The organism is Lentisphaera marina (assembly GCF_028745505.1).
In the GTDB taxonomy this organism is placed as follows: Bacteria; Verrucomicrobiota; Lentisphaeria; order Lentisphaerales; family Lentisphaeraceae; genus Lentisphaera; species Lentisphaera marina.
In genome coordinates, this window is the sequence record NZ_JAQZZL010000001.1 from 1,871,493 (window position 1) to 1,890,023 (window position 18,531).

At 42.1% G+C, this 18,531-nt stretch carries 12 protein-coding genes and 3 rRNA genes; 4 read left to right on the plus strand and 11 right to left on the minus strand.

Annotated features, from left to right (window positions below; genetic code table 11):
• Positions 1-55: 55 nt before the first annotated feature.
• From PQO01_RS07715 to aroE, 7 genes are all read right to left on the minus strand, one after another.
• Positions 56-466, minus strand: a complete 411-nt coding sequence (locus PQO01_RS07715) for a hypothetical protein (protein WP_274313448.1) — start codon at positions 464-466, stop codon at positions 56-58.
• A 130-nt stretch (positions 467-596) separates the two neighbouring features.
• Positions 597-1,334, minus strand: a complete 738-nt coding sequence (locus PQO01_RS07720; protein WP_274313449.1) for a biotin--[acetyl-CoA-carboxylase] ligase — start codon at positions 1,332-1,334, stop codon at positions 597-599.
• Positions 1,327-2,658: a YihY/virulence factor BrkB family protein gene (locus tag PQO01_RS07725; RefSeq protein ID WP_274313450.1), complete on the minus strand. Its 1,332-nt coding sequence runs from the start codon at positions 2,656-2,658 to the stop codon at positions 1,327-1,329. Before PQO01_RS07725 ends, PQO01_RS07720 begins: the two co-directional genes overlap by 8 nt.
• Complete coding sequence (locus PQO01_RS07730; protein ID WP_274313451.1) at positions 2,652-3,389, minus strand: methyltransferase domain-containing protein; 738 nt, start codon at positions 3,387-3,389, stop codon at positions 2,652-2,654. Before PQO01_RS07730 ends, PQO01_RS07725 begins: the two co-directional genes overlap by 7 nt.
• The gene (locus PQO01_RS07735) at positions 3,382-4,017 is read right to left on the minus strand and encodes an alpha/beta fold hydrolase (RefSeq protein WP_274313452.1); all 636 of its coding nucleotides are present in this window, start codon (positions 4,015-4,017) and stop codon (positions 3,382-3,384) included. Before PQO01_RS07735 ends, PQO01_RS07730 begins: the two co-directional genes overlap by 8 nt.
• Positions 4,014-5,168 carry a prepilin peptidase gene (locus PQO01_RS07740; protein ID WP_274313453.1) on the minus strand — a complete coding sequence of 385 codons (1,155 nt, stop codon included), beginning with the start codon at positions 5,166-5,168 and terminating at the stop codon, positions 4,014-4,016. The genes PQO01_RS07735 and PQO01_RS07740 overlap by 4 nt, the downstream gene beginning before the upstream one ends.
• Entirely contained in the window at positions 5,161-6,009 is an 849-nt protein-coding gene (gene aroE / locus PQO01_RS07745; RefSeq protein WP_274313454.1) for a shikimate dehydrogenase, read from the minus strand. Before aroE ends, PQO01_RS07740 begins: the two co-directional genes overlap by 8 nt.
• 502 nt (positions 6,010-6,511) lie before the next feature.
• Between aroE and PQO01_RS07750 the strand changes: the two genes are divergently transcribed.
• From PQO01_RS07750 to rrf, 3 genes are all read left to right on the plus strand, one after another.
• Positions 6,512-8,027 (plus strand): 16S ribosomal RNA (locus tag PQO01_RS07750).
• A gap of 321 nt (positions 8,028-8,348) precedes the next feature.
• A 23S ribosomal RNA gene (locus PQO01_RS07755) occupies positions 8,349-11,265 on the plus strand.
• A 128-nt stretch (positions 11,266-11,393) separates the two neighbouring features.
• Positions 11,394-11,508, plus strand: a 5S ribosomal RNA gene (rrf, locus tag PQO01_RS07760).
• The 16S, 23S and 5S rRNA genes sit together here, the layout of an rRNA operon.
• 352 nt (positions 11,509-11,860) lie before the next feature.
• On the opposite strand, the gene dnaG is transcribed toward rrf, so the two are convergent.
• The 4 genes from dnaG to PQO01_RS07780 are packed head-to-tail and all read right to left on the minus strand — an operon-like array spanning position 11,861 to position 16,939.
• Positions 11,861-13,720 carry a DNA primase gene (gene dnaG / locus PQO01_RS07765; protein WP_274313455.1) on the minus strand — a complete coding sequence of 620 codons (1,860 nt, stop codon included), beginning with the start codon at positions 13,718-13,720 and terminating at the stop codon, positions 11,861-11,863.
• A gap of 3 nt (positions 13,721-13,723) precedes the next feature.
• Entirely contained in the window at positions 13,724-14,581 is an 858-nt protein-coding gene (locus tag PQO01_RS07770) for a tetratricopeptide repeat protein (RefSeq protein WP_274313456.1), read from the minus strand.
• On the minus strand, positions 14,550-15,290 hold the full coding sequence (gene rsmI, locus PQO01_RS07775) for a 16S rRNA (cytidine(1402)-2'-O)-methyltransferase (protein WP_274313457.1): 741 nt from the start codon (positions 15,288-15,290) through the stop codon (positions 14,550-14,552). Before rsmI ends, PQO01_RS07770 begins: the two co-directional genes overlap by 32 nt.
• On the minus strand, positions 15,287-16,939 hold the full coding sequence (locus tag PQO01_RS07780; protein ID WP_274313458.1) for an FHA domain-containing protein: 1,653 nt from the start codon (positions 16,937-16,939) through the stop codon (positions 15,287-15,289). The genes rsmI and PQO01_RS07780 overlap by 4 nt, the downstream gene beginning before the upstream one ends.
• A gap of 178 nt (positions 16,940-17,117) precedes the next feature.
• Between PQO01_RS07780 and PQO01_RS07785 the strand changes: the two genes are divergently transcribed.
• On the plus strand, positions 17,118-18,509 hold the full coding sequence (locus PQO01_RS07785; protein ID WP_274313459.1) for a S1 RNA-binding domain-containing protein: 1,392 nt from the start codon (positions 17,118-17,120) through the stop codon (positions 18,507-18,509).
• The last annotated feature ends 22 nt before the right edge of the window (positions 18,510-18,531 follow it).

The window sequence follows — 18,531 nt, forward strand, 5'->3', positions numbered from 1 at the left end:
GCATAAAAAAGGCGTAGACAGAATCTACGCCAAAATTTAACTATGTATCAAATACTTATTGAAATTTTCTTGTGTAGGTCGCTTTGTTGTTGGGCGAGATGATCGATTGAACTTCGATGTTCTTCCAATCAAGATACTTCACATTATAGATGGGACGGTGATCGATTGAGTATAAAAGGTATTCATTATCGCTGACTTTTTCATAGGGGAGCGCGAAATTAAGGGTTTCGCAAGTTCCGTCGGGATTAAAAGAAAAGGCTGTGAATACCTTTTCAGAGTTGACCCATTCGCCAATGACATTTTCGTTACTATATTTAACAGATTCTTCTTCTAGTTTTTGAGTATTCCAAGAAATGAGTGAAAACTGCACCAATAAAATTAAGAGAATCCCAAGTAGAGTTAAACGGCGTTGATCTTTCTTTTCTGGGACGACGGGTAAGTTAGCTAATGTTTTTCTTTTCGGCATAGGATGACTCCAGTCTTTGTTAAAATTTGGTTAATCTTAATCGCGATTCGTAAAAAATCAAATGCTCTTTTGACTCTTACAAATGTTTACGGAATTCAAAAGAACTATCTTACAGCACTAAACGAATAAATTAGTTTTTTATTGTGAGCTCACCGGTATGAAAAACTAATATTGTTCCACTAGAGTCAATCATTATAGCGCCATCTTGACTAAAACCATGGACTTTACCTAAGTAAGAATGCCCTTTGTCATCGGTGAATAATACAGTCTTGTCCCTGACTTGAGCCGCATTAATCCACGCTTCGCTTATATCTTTAGCATTACGATGATACAAATCATAAAATCTTTTAAAATGGCCTAAAACTTCTTCTTTTAAGGAACTGCGATTCCACGGGATGGAGGTTTCTAGTAGAAGGGATGTGGCGGGGCGTCCTAAATTTTTGAGGTCGCCATAGGTCATGTTGATGTTGAGCCCCGCACCAATAATTAATGCAGTCATTTTATTTTGCTCAAAGATTCCTTCACAGAGGATTCCGGCAATTTTAGCATCACCTACTAAGACATCATTAGGCCACTTAATTCTAAGGTCTTGTATCTGATGTTGCTTTAGCGTTTCATAAATTGCGAGTGAGGCAATTTGCACGTAGGAGTTAACGCAATGCGGAGATAAGTCATCATTTTTGATAACAATACTCATATAAATGTTTTTATCGGGGGGGGAAGTCCATGTGCGACCTAAGCGTCCTTTGCCTGCAGTCTGGGTATTGGTATATAAAACCGTGCCATGTGGGTATTGAGCTATGTTTCGCTTGGCTTCCTCATTTGTTGAATCAATTGATTCAAAATCAATTTCAGTGAGTTTAATCATTCTTCTGATTCACTAAGTCAAATAAATTAACTTTAGCTAATTCTTGTTGATAGACTTCAAAGTTTAGATTTTTCTTTTGAATGCCTAATTCAATAGTTTTGTCTTTATTAAATTTTTTGTCACCAGCGCCCATAACTGAATTATGGATATCAAGTAGAGATATGTTATGTAGATCACGACTAGCTTTAAAAATCTCATTTCGTGCTCCTACGGGAGTAACAATGCCCGATTCGCTGAGCTGATTGAGGATTTTTTGCCCTAGTAAGACAGGGACCTGCAACTCTTGAAGGCGAATGTGCGCTTCCCACTTATCGCCGCTTAAAAATTTTCTAGAGATCGAAGTACAAATGACTATAGCGGCATTAAAGAGGTCTTCACCTTTTAATTGTGAAGATTCATCTTCGTCTTCATAGGTAGCATGATTTTGTAAAGCAAAGCAGAGTTGCGCACCTAAGAGGATGATTAACCAGGCAATGAATAACCAGACTAAAAAGAAGGGGATGATCGCAAAGGTTCCATACAGAGGATAAGAAGAAACACCAATCTGTAGGTTTACATAGATATATTGAGTGATTGACCAGCCAATGGTAACCATGAAGCTTGCTATGAAAGCAGGGCGAAAATTAACTTTGGTATTGGGAAGGAAACGATAGAGGAATGTAAAACCAAAAGCAATGATTAGCGGGCTTATGACTTTGACTAAAAGGCTGTAGAATTCAAAAATTCCTTCACCAAGGAAGAGGTTGCTAGTGAGGTACTCTTGGACTCGATTACTGGACAAAAAAGCATTGGCGGAGGCTGTAGCAATTAGAATGGGAGGCAATGTGACAAAGATAAAGAGATACTCTTTAACTTTAGTCATCATGTCGCGATTTTTTTTGATCCCCCAAATCATATTAAAGGAATGTTCAATCTTACTCATCATACTTATTGCGGTAAACATCGAGATAGCCACCCCGACTAAGCCAATCGCTTTTAAATTAGCTTGATCAATTAAAACAAAGATTTGTATAAGGATATCACGTATTTGTTCGGGCAGCTCTCCGAAGAAAAACTCTTGTTGATCTTTGATCATGTCGGCTAAGCCCATCGCTTTTGAGAAGGCAAAAACGAAAGCCAAAGTAGGTAACATAGATAAAACGGTGATATTCGTTAATGCTGAAGCCTGCAGGGGCAAATTATTTTTATTAAAGTCATTAATTAATACTTTGAGACTGCGCAAAGCAATGATTTTGATCTTTTGAAGAAATTTTAAATCTTCTACATCATCCTCCCAAATGTTGAGAAAGATTTTGTCGTGAATATTTTTTAGAACTTTTAACATAATTTCTGTGCTTGTAGAAAGGTTACCTCATATCGAGCTTCTAATATATTATCTGTTTTAAGTTTTTCGCATTCTTTTATGAGTTTCCTTAGCTGACTTGGGCTTAAGGGTTCTTCTTCGACATTAGCACCAATGCGATGGATTTTTTTAAAAAAATCTACAGAGGAATCGAAGCTCTCAGAAAAGGGCAAAGTAAATTTACTGACCTTTGAAAATTTTTGTTCAGCCGCATGCTTTAATGATTTAGCATCACGATAAGCAAGTCCCCTATAATCAAGTTGAGCTAATTCAAAAGCTCTGGGCAAGAAATTTAGTGTGCCTAAGGTTGGAGTGGCGATTAGAATGGTCGCGTTTTTATTTGCGAACTTCGCAATTTTTTTCATCCACAGTTCCCAGTCATTAACCCATTGAATAGCCATACTCGTGATGATTAAATCAAAGCCATCACATTTTGAGGGAATTTCACAAACTTGAAATTCTACTTCTTTTCCCAGTTTTTCTTGAGCAACTTTAATCATATTGGGCGCTGGATCACAAACTAGGAGTTTACACTCGGGAAATCTTTCTTGAAGCTTTTGACTTATGTAGGCAGTGCCAGCACCGATTTCTAGGATTCGTTTGGGAGCAATTTGTCGAGGAACTTCCTCCAATAGAGTGTTAGCAATGCGTCTCTGTATGTGAGCATATTGGTCATAATCTTTTGCATGCGCGTTGAAGTGTCCTTTAGACATTGTGAACCTCAAGGAATTTATTGATGAGTGCGTGCACTTCTGTAGATTGGCTTAAGTCGTGTTTTTCATTTCTTAAGCAATGTTGTTCAGCATTAGGAAAGCGCCGTGCTAATTGCATAGCGACTTTAGGATGTAGAACTCTGTCTTGTCTTCCCCTTATTAATAATATGGGTAAATGACTAAGTTCAGTCTGTGTTATTTTACTTTTTAAAATATCTAAACCTTGAGCCAAATGAGCGATGTTGTATGAATTGTGCTCAAGAACAGGGCTTCCGGCGACTGTTTGGAATTCTGCAATGACTTTGGCAGGCTTGGATTTTAAATTAAGGTTCATTTCTTGGATACTATCGAGAATTTTTTGATCCTCATTATTTTGCCCACAAAACGAATTGAAGCCACTGAGAATGATGAGACCTTTACAAAATGGTGAAGAAGAAGCCTCGTCGATATAGAGGCTGCCAAGAGAGTAGGCAATGAAAATAAAGTCTTCCGTCATTTCACTCTGTAGAAATGCTTCTGGCTTCTGAGAACCTTTAGAATAGAAGTTCCAATCGAAGCATTTTACTCCAGGGATGAAATCAAAGTAACTTTGCTCGCAAGCCCAACCGGGAATAGCAATGAGTTTCATGACTGCAGTGCTTTAACAATATTTCGAATTTGTTCTATATAGTGGGGCCAAAGAAGAAACCATGACCACACAAAGATGGCAATAAAAGGAGCAAAGGGGATGGCCCGTTGAGTCATTTTTGCTTCTCTTTTGCTGATCATTAAATAAATCATTCCAAAAAAACTTGCGAGACCCAAGGAAACCAAGGAGCCTTGGATGCCAACAAATGCGGCACATAAAGTAATTAAAGTCAGGTCACCTCCACCGATAACGGCACTTGGGAAAGCTAGCTTGTCTATCAAGACTTTTTGTTCTTCGTCAAGTTTGTAGTCTAAGCCATCTCTAGTGGCATGGCCTTTTCTATTAACTTCAATGACCTGCTTGTCACAAGTGAAGAAACGTATTTTTTCATCTTTTTCACTGAGTATTTCTTTCCATGCTAGAGCTTTATCATCTTCAGCCTGACAATTGTCTTTTCTGAGTTTAACTAGGACAGGTGGATCACATTCAATTGTGTGTGATCCAAAGATTTTGCGACCAAGCTTCGCACATAGATACATGAAACTATAGGCAATGCTGACATTAAAGAGGCAATGAAAAAGTGAGCGTAAGCGTGGATGGAAATCACTTAACATTGAGTAAACGGGTTGAGTTTCATAGAGTGGGTGGGTAGAACGTAGAATCTGACTCTCAGGAAATGCTAGAGCTAGAATGAAGGCAACTGCGAGACCAAAATAAACTAATTGAATGGGTACAGTGCGAGTCTCTATGTCAGTTAAACTTGCAGCAATTAGAATTGATGTGGCGATAAGCCCCAACAAAACTTGACTCAAGGGGAGGTCGTAATGCCGACCCGCATACATGACGGCTAACCACATGAAACCGGTGACAGCTTCAATAACCAGATAGCGTGGTGATATAGAAACTTTACATGCGCGGCATTTTCCCTTGAGGACTAGCCAGCCTAAAATGGGAACATTATCGTAGAGTTTAATTTCAGTTTGGCATTTAGGGCAATGAGACCCCGGTACACTTAAACTCATTCCCAAAGGCAAGCGCCATATAACAACATTGAGAAAACTTCCCACACAGCAACCAACAACAAAGGTGAAAAATGCACCAACAAAAAAGTAGTGAGTATAGAATAAGTTGATGAGTTGTTTTTCAATCATTTGGATAGGCAGCTTTGATTAGGCTTTTACGCATGTTCTCGACAGGGGCTTTTAACTTAGTCCACATTTCCCAAGATTTCACTCCTTGGTGTAAAAGCATGCCTAAGCCACCAGCTGTTTTACAGCCCGCATTTTTTGCCGCTATTTGAAAAGGAGTTTCTTTATAAATCATATCCATGACTAAGATTGAAGGTTTTAATAAGTCACTAGGGAAGGGTTGTGGGTCGCCTTCTTTTAGTCCGAGACTCGTACATTGAATCATGATGTCGTGATCTTCGCATATATAAGGATAAGAAGAAAGCTCATTAGAAGGGATGTATTTTGTCTCGCATTCGGGGTTCATTGTGGATGCCGTCTCTAAAAGTAATTGTGCATTAGCTTCACTTCTATTTATAACAGTTATGCCTTTAGCACCCGATTTTGCGATTCTCGCAGCAGCTGCACGGGCAGCACCACCTGCACCAACAAATAAGATTTTTTTATTTTTAACTTCAACACCAAACTCTTCTTTGATGGCAGTTTCAATTCCATAGCCATCGGTACTGAAACCATGTAGTTCTCCATTTTCTTGGACAACGACAGTATTGACACTTTGGCAAGCTAGCGCCTCTTTATCAACCCAGTCCAATAAAGGGATGATGTCAGCTTTAAGTGGTACGGTACAATTCCAGCCTTTGTAGGATTGAGATTTCAAGCCATCTATTATAGAAGATATATCTTCCGGTGGGCATTCAATGAGATTATAATTCGCATCTAGATCCATTTCTTTAAAGGCGGGGTTGTGAATACTAGGTGAGAGTGAGTGGTTGACCGGCCATCCGATCAGTCCGTATTTTTGCATCTTAAATAAATCCTGTGATATAATATTGATCTTAGATTAACTAAGATAATTTCTAATTCAATCATTTTAGGCTCATTATATGATGGAGAAATCGACTTTACTTTGGTCGTCTTAAGCCCATTGCTCTAGGAGTTTCTTCTCAAATCACTATTAAATGACTTTTTTCTAAAAACTTCTAATCTCCCTAAGTTATTGCTAATCAACAAAAGGCTCTAAGTAGGCTTGTTGAAGAAGCGCTAAAAACAAGAAAAAGTTAAGAAAAGATTCAAAAGCGGTTTGCGGAAAAAAGAACTGGGGATAACCTAAGGGCCTCGTCAGAAACGACGGGGACAAAACGAAGCCGAAAGCGCGCTTTACGAGCAAGAAAAAGAAGATGTTTGATAGTTGAATTATATGATAGTAACGGGCTCCTAAATCATTTATGATTTAAGAGTTAATTTTTTCGAGAGAAAACTCAATAGAAATATTTTAAGTAATTAAGTCGGATACAAACACAATCAATTGATTGGAGAGTTTGATCCTGGCTCAGAATGAATGCTGGCGGCATGGATTAGGCATGCAAGTTGAACGAGAAATTCACTTCGGTGAATGGAAAGTGGCGAAAGGGTGAGTAACGCGTGAATAATCTGCCCCTAAGTTTGGAACAACAGTTGGAAACGACTGCTAAAACCGGATGTGAATATAAGATCGCATGATCTAATATTTAAAGGTTACGCTTAGGGATGAGTTCGCGTGCCATTATGCTAGTTGGTAAGGTAAAAGCTTACCAAGGCTATGACGGCTAGGTGGTCTGAGAGGACGATCACCCACACTGGGACTGAGACACTGCCCAGACTCCTGCGGGAGGCTGCAGTCGAGAATCTTCCGCAATGCGCGAAAGCGTGACGGAGCAATGCCGCGTGATCGAAGACGGCCTTCGGGTTGTAAAGATCTGTCAGGGGGGAAAAACGATGATGGTACCCCCAGAGGAAGCCACGGCTAACTACGTGCCAGCAGCCGCGGTAATACGTAGGTGGCGAGCATTATTCGGAATTACTGGGCGTAAAGGGTCCGCAGGTGGTTTACTAAGTCAGATGTGAAATTTCAGTGCTTAACACTGAACCTGCATTTGAAACTGGTAGACTAGAGTATGTGAGAGGTAAGCGGAATTTGTGGTGTAGCGGTGGAATGCGTAGATATCACAAGGAAGACCAAAGGCGAAGGCAGCTTACTGGCACAATACTGACACTCATGGACGAAGGCTAAGGTAGCGAAAAGGATTAGATACCCTTGTAGTCTTAGCAGTAAACGTTGTACACTCGATGTTGGTCTGGTTAGTCGGATCAGTGTCTAAGCTAACGCGATAAGTGTACCGCCTGGGAAGTACGGTCGCAAGACTAAAACTCAAAGGAATTGACGGGGGCCCGCACAAGCGGTGGAGCATGTGGCTTAATTCGAGGCAACGCGAAGAACCTTACCCGGGTTTGACATTGAGCGACGTTCGGTGAAAGTCGAATTCCCTTCGGGGCGCAAAAACAGGTGCTGCATGGCTGTCGTCAGCTCGTGCTGTGAAGTGTTCGGTTAAGTCCGGCAACGAGCGCAACCCATATCCTTACTTGCTAACAGGTAATGCTGAGAACCTTAAGGAGACTGCCCGTGTTAAGCGGGAGGAAGGTGTGGACGACGTCAAGTCAGTATGGCCCTTACACCCGGGGCTGCACACGTGCTACAATGGCCGGTACAAAGGGCAGCGACCTAGTGATAGGAAGCGAATCCCCAAAACCGGTCTCAGTACGGATTGGAGTCTGCAACTCGACTCCATGAAGATGGAATCGCTAGTAAATGGGCATCAGCTACGGCTCATTGAATACGTTCCCGGGCCTTGTACACACCGCCCGTCACATCATGGGAGCTGAGTTCACCCGAAGTCGTTGCGCCAACCTGCTTGCAGGAGGCAGACGCCGAAGGTGGGCTTAGTGACTGGGATGAAGTCGTAACAAGGTAGCCGTTGGGGAACCAGCGGCTGGATCACCTCCTTTTTAAGGAATGAAAAAGACTAACCTCGACTCAAGATTTACTTCTTGATTAGAGTACTTTTTTACAAGACTTATTACCCCGTTACTATCGTATAATTCAAATATCAAGCGGCGAGAACGCCACTTCGATATAAGATCTTTGAAAGGAAGAAAACAATAGAATGAAAGAGTCAAAGTATAATTGAGGTCTTTTAACTTTTTAAGTTGAAAGAACAAACCAAAAACAATTTATACCAAGATCGCAAACCAAAAGAATACAAGACAAAGAAAGACTTAGTAAGAATTAGGTGTGTCGCTGAAGATATTATTTTTAATATTTTTGGTGGACAAGCTAGTAAGGGTGTATGATGGATGCCTTGGCACTAACAGGCGATGAAGGACGCGTTAAGCTGCGAAAATCCTCGGGGAGCTGCAAAAGAGCTTTGATCCGGGGGTATCCGAATGGGGAAACCCAGCTGGAGTTATGTCCAGTTATCCCTGACTGAATAAATAGGTCAGGGAGGCGAACCTAGGGAAGTGAAACATCTCAGTACCTAGAGGAAAAGAAATCAACCGAGATTGCGCTAGTAGCGGCGAGCGAACGCGCAAGAGCCTAAACCTAAAAGCATGCTTTTAGGGGTTGCGGGACCTGCAACATTGTATTGAAGAGATAGTAGAATCGTTTGGAAAATCGAACCACAGAGGGTGATAGTCCCGTAGATGAAATTTCTTTAATATATAGCGGGTATCCCAAGTAGGGCCGGACACGTGAAACCCGGTCTGAATCAGGGAGGGCCACCTTCCAAGGCTAAATACTCGTTAGTGACCGATAGTGAACCAGTACCGTGAGGGAAAGGCGAAAAGAACCCCGTAAGGGGAGTGAAATAGAACCTGAAATCATACATCTACAAAGTGTGGGTCATCTTTATATGATGTACCGCATGCCTTTTGCATAATGAGTCTGCGACTTACTGTATACGGCAAGGTTAAGTTATTAAACGGAGCCGAAGCGAAAGCGAGTACGAATAGTGCGATTTAAGTCGTATGCAGTAGACCCGAAACTGAGTGATCTATCCATGAGCAGGTTGAAGCCCGAGTAACATCGGGTGGAGGACCGAACCATTGCGTGCTGAAAAACGCTTGGATGACTTGTGGATAGGGGTGAAAGGCCAATCAAACTCAGTGATAGCTGGTTCTCTCCGAAATAGCTTTAGGGCTAGCCTTGAGTGCTTCTTTACGGGGGTAGAGCTACTGATTTTTCGCGGGCCCTTACCGGGGTACCAACAAATATCAAACTCCGAATACCGTAAATTTATGAGCTCAGGAGTCAGTCTATGTGGGACAAGCCGCATAGACAAAAGGGAAACAGCCCAGATCGCCGTCTAAGGCCCCCAAGATGGGCTAAGTGGAATTAAGGATGTGGAGTTGCTTGGACAATCAGGATGTTGGCTTAGAGGCAGCCACCATTTAAAGAGTGCGTAATAGCTCACTGATCGAGTGATTCTGCGCCGAAAATAATCGGGACTAAAGCCCATTGCCGAAGACGCGACCCAGCTTGCTGGGGGTAGGAGAGCGTTCTATGCAGGAGTGAAGCTTGATGGAAACAACAGGTGGACCGCATAGAAGTGAGAATGCAGACATAAGTAACGAAAAACCAGGTGAGAATCCTGGTCACCGAAATCCGAAGGTTTCCTGGGCAAGGTTCGTCCCCCCAGGGTTAGTCGGACCCTAAGGCGAGGCCCAACGGCGTAGTCGATGGACAACAGGTTAATATTCCTGTACTAGCTAAGTTTAGTGATGAAGGGACGCGGAAGGAAAATGTTAATGACTGATGGATTAGTCATACCAAGCAGGCAATTCGTAGAGTAGGAAAATCCGCTCTACATAAGAACCAACTGTGATGGGGCGAAGAAACCCTCGGGTGGAACCGTCTAACATGGAACCATGCTGCCAAGAAAAGCTTCTAAGCGTTTGAAGCTTAGTTATCCGTACTAAAACCGACACAGGTAGGAAGGTCGAGTAGACTAAGGTGCGCGAGAGAAACCACGTTAAGGAACTCGGCAAATTAGCCCCGTAACTTCGGGAGAAGGGGTGCCCCCTCAGGGGGGCCGCAGTTAAGAGGTCTGGGCGACTGTTTAGCAAAAACATAGCACTCTGCAAACTCGAAAGAGGAAGTATAGGGTGTGACACGTGACCAATGCCAAAAGGTCAAATGGAGAGGTTAGCCTTCGGGCAAAGCTTCGAAATGAAGCCCTGGTGAATGTCGGCCGTAACTATAACGGTCCTAAGGTAGCGAAATTCCTTGTCGGGTAAGTTCCGACCTGCACGAATCGTGTAACGATCCAGACACTGTCTCAACGTGGATCTCGGTGAAATTGTAGTTCCGGTGAAAATGCCGGATACCCGCAGATGGACGGAAAGACCCCATGAACCTTTACTGTAATCTGATATTGTTGTTCGGGCAGATATGTGTAGCATAAGTGGGAGACTGTGAACTTGCGTCGTCAGGCGTTTGTGAGTCGTCAGTGAAATACCACCCTTATCTGTCTGGGCATCTAACCCCACGTCCGTGAATCCGGATGGAGGACAGTTTCAGAGGGTCAGTTTGACTGGGGCGGTTTCCTCCTAAAATGTAACGGAGGAGCTCGAAGGTCTACTCAGTATGGTCGGCAATCATACGTAGAGCGTAAGGGTAGAAGTAGGCTTTACTGTAACACCGACAGGTGGAGCAGTTGCGAAAGCAGGACCTAGTGATCCAGCGGTGGAAAGTGGTATCGCCGTTGCTCATCGGATAAAAGGTACTCTGGGGATAACAGGCTTATCGCACCCAAGCGTCCATAGCGACGGTGCGGTTTGGCACCTCGATGTCGGCTCATCACATCCTGGGGCTGAAGAAGGTCCCAAGGGTCCGGCTGTTCGCCGGTTAAAGTGGTACGCGAGCTGGGTTCAGAACGTCGTGAGACAGTTCGGTCCTTATCCTCTGCGGGCGTAGGATATTTGATAGGAGCATTCCCTAGTACGAGAGGACCGGGAATGAGTGACCTCTGGTGTTCCAGTTGTACCGCCAGGTGCATTGCTGGGTAGCTAAGTCGCGAAAGGATAAGCGCTGAAAGCATCTAAGCGCCAAGCCCCCCTAAAGATGAGATATCCCAGGATTTATCCTCTAAAGGCTACAGGAAGACTACCTGTTCGATAGGCTGGAGATGTAAGCATAGCAATATGTTCAGTTGACCAGTACTAATCAGCCGTGAGGCTTGTCCACCTCTTTTTTAGTTGTCATCAAATCGATGCCACCTAAAAAAGATAATAAGCACACAAGAAACTAACTCTACTAAGTTAGGTCTTGCGATCTTATCTTTCACAACTAAGTTTTCTTCCCAACATTTTCCGGCTGGTAACCACAGCGGAGGAGCCACACCCGATCCCATCCCGAACTCGGTAGTTAAGACCTCCAGCGCCGATGGTACTGCAGTTAAGACTGTGGGAGAGCAGGTCGTTGCCAGCCTTTTTTCTACTGCCGTAGGGGCGGTAAGTTATTATACTTACTAACCTATAGCAATCTGGCTAAGTCCGGAACATTTTTAAGCACTGAATAATTTTTTATTCAGTGCTTTTTTTTTGTGTTGCCGCACTGGTGCATGTACCATGTTCGTAGTAATTATAAAGGGCTCACTTGTGAGTCCGACATAAAGTGTCGGACCCAAGTTTGGGCCCTAGATTAATTTGAATCCATTTTCATGCCCCTGACGGAGCATACTACATTCTAGCGGACTCACTCGTGAGTCCTGACTATATAGATGTTCTTGGCGATGCAGATTTAGATACAAAAAAGCCACTGAGATTTCATTAGATATTTTTTAAATCTTAGATGCCTGGATTTCCTGATGTAATTTATAGTTTTCTATAAATAGTCTATTCTTCTCTTCGTCAGAAATACTCGAATCTTTCATTTTTTCTACGTTGAGATCATATTGCTCTTTTAATGATAATGACGGATTGGTAGCAGGATCAATTTTGTTTAAACAGTCATCCAATAATTGTTTCATTTCGTCAAAATCATTGCCGTCGGAAGTTCGTTCAATGTATTTTGCGAGTTTCGCACTAGATACGGCAAGTTCATATACATTTGGATAAGATTGAGCTAAGTCATTTGCACAGTTCTTCCAGTTCCCCATTTCGATATGAGTATTGATGAAATTTAAGGATATAGAAGTTTCAGTAGTTACAGGAATGATATCTAAGGTATGCTCAAAGATGTAATTAGCATAAAACTCGTTGTGAATAGCCAATGCGATTAGCTCTATCTCAGCTTTTGATCTAGGCGTTACACGATTTAAACTCAAAGGGGGTGGAGCAACTTGTTGTGGCGCTTGCTTAAATTCATCCTGAGGTTTTAGGTATTGCTTGTGATCGCGTTTGTTGTAAACGAGGTAACGTAATTGTTCACTTATGGCTTGGGCATCCAGTTGTAGTGTGGAGGCTAAGCGTAAATGCCAATCACCCATTAGTACATTGGGCATTTTCGAGAGTATGTCGAGGACGAATTCACTGATCTTAACTTTCTCTTGAGATGGACTGGAGGGGCCATAGTCAGATAAGATGAAATCGACAAAATTCATTCCGCCAGAAAGTTTTTTACGTAATACATCAGCACCTTGTTCACTTAGGACAGTGTCAGGATCTTCACCTTCAGCAAGAGAAATGATTTCGGGGATTACGCCTTTCGGCAAAAGGATGTTGAGGCATTTTACAGCCGCTTTTTTACCAGCACTATCAGCATCAAAGCAGAGCTTTACGTGTTTAGCGTAACGTGCAATCATTGAGGCGTGTTGATCTGTGAAAGCAGTGCCTTGTGCGGCTATCGCATTTTTAACACCGGCTCGGTGGCAGGCAATTACATCTAATTGGCCTTCACAAATGACAAAGTGTTCAGTTTCTTTTAAGTGTTTATGAGCAATGTGTAATCCATAGAGGACATTGCCTTTATGAAATACAGGAGTCTCTGGACTATTGATGTACTTTGCAGCCTTACTATCCTTTTCCAAGACACGAGCAGAGAAGGCAATAACCTTGCCATTGATATCTTGAATGGGAAACATGAGGCGATTGCGAAAACGATCGTAAACTTTGCCTTGTTCATTCTGTTTTGTTAGGCCCGCTTGTGCTAAGGTTTCATCAGAAATACTATGCTGTTTAGCCCATTTCATTAAGGCATCCCAAGAGTTTGGAGCGTAACCTAAGCGATAGTCATTAATAACTTTTTGATCAAGTCCTCGGTTTTGAGCATATTTTAGTGCTTCAGAACCCTGAGGTAAGAGTAATTGCTGCTTGAAAAAGTTTGTCGCTTTATCTAAGACGTCGTAAAGAGCTTCTTTCTCATTGCGTTGTTTTAGACGTTCTTCGGGGCTTTGTCCCTTGCCCCATTCAGGTAAAATGACATTGGCTCGCGAAGCGAGTTTCTCTAGGGCATCGCGAAAGTCAAGACTCTCGTATTCTTGAACAAATTTGAGCACATCGCCACTTGCGCCACAACCAAAGCAGTGATAGAACTGATCATTTTGATTGACGTTAAAGGAGGGCGTTTTTTCATTGTGAAAGGGGCACAAACCGATGAAAGTCGGTCCATTCTTCTTCAGTTTGACGTGAGTACCAATGATGTCGACTATATCATTGCGGTCTTTAACTTGCTGTTTAGCCCTTTCGAAATCTTGGGACATGTTTTACTGTAGGCCTTGTAGTTGTCTAAGGCGACGTTCAACTTCAGGGATTTGTGGATCCTTTGTGCCCTCAGTCATCTTTAGGAACTTAGCATAGCGAATTCTCGCTAATTTTGGTGATTTATAAATGATGTCTAAAGCAATGGCTGCGTTAAGTGTGGTGCTTGGGTTTCCAGGCGCCAGACTATCTGCTTTCTGAAGAAAAGGCATGATGAAGTTTTTGTTTCCATCTTTGCTGATTTCTTTAATGGCTAGGTGATTGTAAAAGACTTGGTCACGCAACTGTTTTCTACCCATGAGGTATTTAAGCCCTTTGGCTGACTTGATATACTTATTGATGTCGTAGCTACCATCGGCTTTTTTACAATGGCTAATTTCTGCGAGCATAAGTAAACGTAAAGGAGTGGGATTATCTAGATCCTTACGGTACGCTAGATCAAGTGCTTTGATGGCCTCGGGGTATTCACCACGTTCTAAGTAAATGCGTCCAATCATTGTCATTATTTGGGGATCGACATCTGAATTGGTGGGATTGGCTTTGAGAATAAACTTTTCAACTTCTTGTCCCAAACCGCGGCGGTTTTGTACGTAGGCATACAGTGCATAAATTCGTGGGTGGTCTTCTCCCAAAGGTAGCATTTTTTTAAGTTCATACGCTGCATTTTCCCAGTCGTTTTGCTCAAATAGAGCTTCGACTTTGTATAATGCTTCGGAAGCATCGGGTTGTTTGCATGAAAACAAAACAAAACTTAGGCAGAAGAGGAATAAGAATTTTATCTTGAGCCCTAACTTCAGAGATGGGAGCAAGTGACCAGTGTGCATGCTCAAATCACCTTTTTCTACGATTCTGTTTGTAGCCATTACCACGTACAGCTTGTTTCAGTTGACCCTTTTCTTTTTTACCTTCGACAATGATGACAAAATTGAGCTTTGGTTTTAGCTTTTCTTGTTCAGCTAAAATCTCTGTGGCGTTGTTGTAGAAATAAGCTTCGTGTTCGCCGCTAATATCAACAGCAAGAACAAATTTCTTTTGAGGATCTAAAACAGTCTGTAAACTTTCGAGGATATGTCGAATTCTATAGGGGGTGTCCATGACTAAAAATGGGTGACCCGAACCAGAGAGTTTACGAAGTTCTTTTTCGCGTAGTTCTTGGTCGCGAGAAAGGAAACCGGCAACGACAATGCCTTTGACGGAAAAGGGGCAAGCCGAGATAGCCGCGGTTACGGAGCTCGGGCCGGGAATAACTTGGATTTGCGCTTTTACGGACCAAGCTGATTTGAGGACAGGTGAACCTGGATCTTCTAGAGTCGGGCAGCCTTGATCACTCATGTAGCATACTGTTTCGCCACGTTTAAGAGCCTTTTCAACTTCGCGAAGTGTATGGACTTCATCTTGCTCGGAGTATTTCCAGTATTCGCGGTGAACTTTTGCAGCTTTTAAAACGGCACGAGCGGGTCGGTCTTCTTCAAAAACGAGCATATCACTATCTCTTACGGCATCGAGGGTGCGCTTAGGTATATCTTCAGTATTTCCTATGGCGCCGGAAGCCATAATTAGTTTTCCTTTCAAATGAAATTCTCCAGTTGTTCTTTAGTGATTATGTTAGTTTTAGCTTTCATGGCGGCAAATTTTAGAATAAAGGCAATCTCTAATTCATTTCCTTGGCAATCATAGAAAGCCAGGTGAGCACCTTGTTCAAGCTCTAGATCTTTTTTACTCGATTGCTTGCAAGCTTCTTGGAAATAGTGTTCTACAATATCGGCAATATCCTCATGGTGTTGAAGAACGGGCAGTAGTTGCAGAGTGCTATTTTGGAAAATGTTGCGGAACATGGGGTGAAGCATGCCCTGTGATAAGGCATCTTCTAAAGCAATTTTCGACGTGCAAATCAAGCGGGTGTCAACAGTGCTCTCATCATGTTCGTTGAGTTTTCCTGAAGCAATAAACTCGTAGATTTTTTTCTGGCTAGATAAATCGAGTTTATCAATGTTTTCAATGAGTAGAGTTCCTTGTCTTGCTTGCAGGATTTTACTACTGGCACCAAAAAGCTGTTCGTAAATGGGCAAGCCACTATTGTCTTCACAGTTAAGAGTCACAAGTCTCATATTACTGCGGTTGCTATTTTCATGTAAGATTCTTGCGACTTCCGCAAAGTCATTACCTTCGTGGCCTTCGATGAGGATAGGGGAGTCAAGGCTAGAGAAAATTTCAATTTTCTTCATTAAGCGTTGTACGTATTCTGAGTGTCCAGGCAGTGCTAGAGTTTTTGCGTTACTATCATTATTAGTCACTGTAGTGTTGAGTAATTTACAAAGCAATAATCCAGCATGCATGCAAATTAATCTAGCAAAGGCAAATTCAGTGTTGGTAATGGCCTGATCCAGTTTACTATCGATGTAAATGAAGCCAATGGGTTTTTTCTGGGAGTTGAACAGGGGTGCTGTTAAGATTGAACGGACGCCATGGCGTACGAGCTGGTTACTGTCGACAAGTTTGCTATTTGATGTGTCGCGGATCATGAAAGAACAACCTTCGTTCAAGGTTTTTCTCATTAAATCAGAACTCATACGTAGACTATCATCGTCACCAGTTGCAAGTGCGATGTTACCTTCGTTATCTTCTTTAATCACTGTCAGATAAATTTGGCTACATTGAATGGAGGATTGAAGCGCGTCATTCAAAGCCTCATAAACTTCCATCTCATTTTTCGCTGCGTTAACGGCAAGGTTGGTTAAGACGACTTTTTTAAGCCACTCACTACTAAAGTCGTCGTAGATTGCAGAGTTTATCGAAGCGCTTGGTGTGAGTTGGATAAAATCTTCAACTGAAGTTGTGGTACGATTAGAACTGGATGAGGCGTGTGTTTGAGAAGAAGTACCTCCGCCTATAGATAGGGTTTTGTTACCAGCAGAAGAGCTCGGCCGTGGACTTCCACCTTGTGAATCATCAGAGAAAATGAGGTCAATTTTGCCGATGGTAATTTTGTCGCCAGTGCGCACTAGACCCTTAGAGACTTTGGAGCCATTAATAGCTATGCCATTGCAACTGGCCATGTCGACCAGTTGATATTGACCACTTCCATGGAGGTTAATTTGTGCGTGATGACGTGAAACACTGACATCGTCAACAGATATGTCGGCCGCAGATAAGCGACCAATAACATTTTCTTTTTTGAGTGTGTAAGTCTGTCCATTGTCGAGTCGAATTAAGTTCGCCATTGGTACTCCATAGAATTTAAAAAGTTTGATAATTATCGTTTGCTAATTTAGATGAGTATAACCTACGATCAAGCTGAGAAACTTTTATCTAAGGAGTTTTGTTTGCCGACTTTAAAAATATAAGCCTTAGGTGATAGTAAGAGCCGAAAATAATTTTAATTAAACAAAAGTATATGAAATGAACGAGATACCTGATTTTATTAGTGTTGATGAAGATTTTGCTTCTTTATTCGAAGAGAAATCTGGAAGTATGAAAATTGATTTTAAATCGGGTGATGCCGTTAAGGGAAAAATCACTCTAATTGATAAAAACTCTTTGTTCGTCGATATCGGTGCTCGTTGTGAAGGGATTATTCCCATTGGTGAAGTTCTCGATAATAAAGGTGAGATCGAATTTAGTGTTGGCGATGAAATCGAAGCATGGGTAGTAAATGACCGTGGTGGAGAAATTAGTCTTACGGTTAAGCTTTCTGGCGATGCGCTCAATGAAACCTTCGAGGCAGCTTATACTGAAAAAATTCCTGTAGAAGGTAAAGTTATTGAAGAGCGTAAAGGTGGCTATTCAGTTAATTTAAGTGGAAACATGGCTTTTTGCCCATACTCACAAATGGATTCTCGGCCAGGTGATGCTTCTCTTTACCTTGGTCAAACTTTTAGTTTTTTAATTACAAAAATTGATGACCGTGGTGCCGTAGTGTCGCGTCGTGATTACTTAAATATTTTAGCTGAAAAGCAAAGAGAAAAACTCCAAGAAGAACTTGTAGAAGGCGACGAAATTGAAGGTGTGATTCGTCGCATTGAACGATTTGGTTTCTTTGTGGACTTAGGCGGAGTTGATGGTTTAGTTCCTGCTTCAGAAGTTTCTTGGAAACGCAATGTTGATCTAAATGAATTTGTTTCAGTTGGCGATCAAGTTAGCTGCAAGATTTTAGCCCTAGATTGGGAGAAAGGCCGTATCACTCTATCTCTCCGCGCTTGTCTCCAAGACCCTTGGGATTCTGATGACTTATTCAATGGTGCAACTTTTGAGGCAAAGGTAAGTTCTGTTCAAGATTTTGGTGCTTTTGTTGAACTCATTGAGGGTGTAGATGGTCTTTTACATATTTCTCAGTTTAAGGGCATTCAGCCACAAGTTGGCGAAGAGATCAAAGTAAAAATTGATTCAGTTGATTTTGATCAGCATAGAATTTCGCTTAGTTTACACAAAGGTGAAGTTGGCGAAGCAGTGGAAATTGTCGAAGCCAAAGAGTTAACCGGAACAGTTGAGAATATAAAACCTTACGGCGTGTTCATGGGACTCTCTGATGGTCGTAGTGGTTTACTCCACGTCAGTCAACTGGATGTTCCCAAAAGTGGTGATTCTACTAAGTTTTTCGAAATCAATTATCCTAAGGGTTCTGAGCATAAGATCGAGGTTCAAAAAGTTGAGAACGGCAAGATCTCCCTCTGCTTACCTGGTAATGCTGCAGCTGCAGAAAATACTTCTAAACTCCTCAATGACTTGCACAAGAAAAGTGCATCGGGAAGTTTTGGTAGCTTAGGTGGTTTATTTGATGGTCTCGACCTCTAAATAATACTAAACCACTGATGGT

Coding starts and splice junctions, on each gene's coding strand:
- PQO01_RS07780 (WP_274313458.1), bottom strand. CDS start 16,939: ATGGCGAACTTAATTCGACTCGACAATGGACAGACTTACACACTCAAA.
- PQO01_RS07730 (WP_274313451.1), bottom strand. CDS start 3,389: ATGTCTAAAGGACACTTCAACGCGCATGCAAAAGATTATGACCAATAT.
- PQO01_RS07715 (WP_274313448.1), bottom strand. CDS start 466: ATGCCGAAAAGAAAAACATTAGCTAACTTACCCGTCGTCCCAGAAAAG.
- aroE (WP_274313454.1), bottom strand. CDS start 6,009: ATGCAAAAATACGGACTGATCGGATGGCCGGTCAACCACTCACTCTCA.
- PQO01_RS07770 (WP_274313456.1), bottom strand. CDS start 14,581: ATGGCTACAAACAGAATCGTAGAAAAAGGTGATTTGAGCATGCACACT.
- PQO01_RS07740 (WP_274313453.1), bottom strand. CDS start 5,168: ATGATTGAAAAACAACTCATCAACTTATTCTATACTCACTACTTTTTT.
- PQO01_RS07735 (WP_274313452.1), bottom strand. CDS start 4,017: ATGAAACTCATTGCTATTCCCGGTTGGGCTTGCGAGCAAAGTTACTTT.
- PQO01_RS07725 (WP_274313450.1), bottom strand. CDS start 2,658: ATGTTAAAAGTTCTAAAAAATATTCACGACAAAATCTTTCTCAACATT.
- dnaG (WP_274313455.1), bottom strand. CDS start 13,720: ATGTCCCAAGATTTCGAAAGGGCTAAACAGCAAGTTAAAGACCGCAAT.
- PQO01_RS07720 (WP_274313449.1), bottom strand. CDS start 1,334: ATGATTAAACTCACTGAAATTGATTTTGAATCAATTGATTCAACAAAT.
- PQO01_RS07785 (WP_274313459.1), top strand. CDS start 17,118: ATGAACGAGATACCTGATTTTATTAGTGTTGATGAAGATTTTGCTTCT.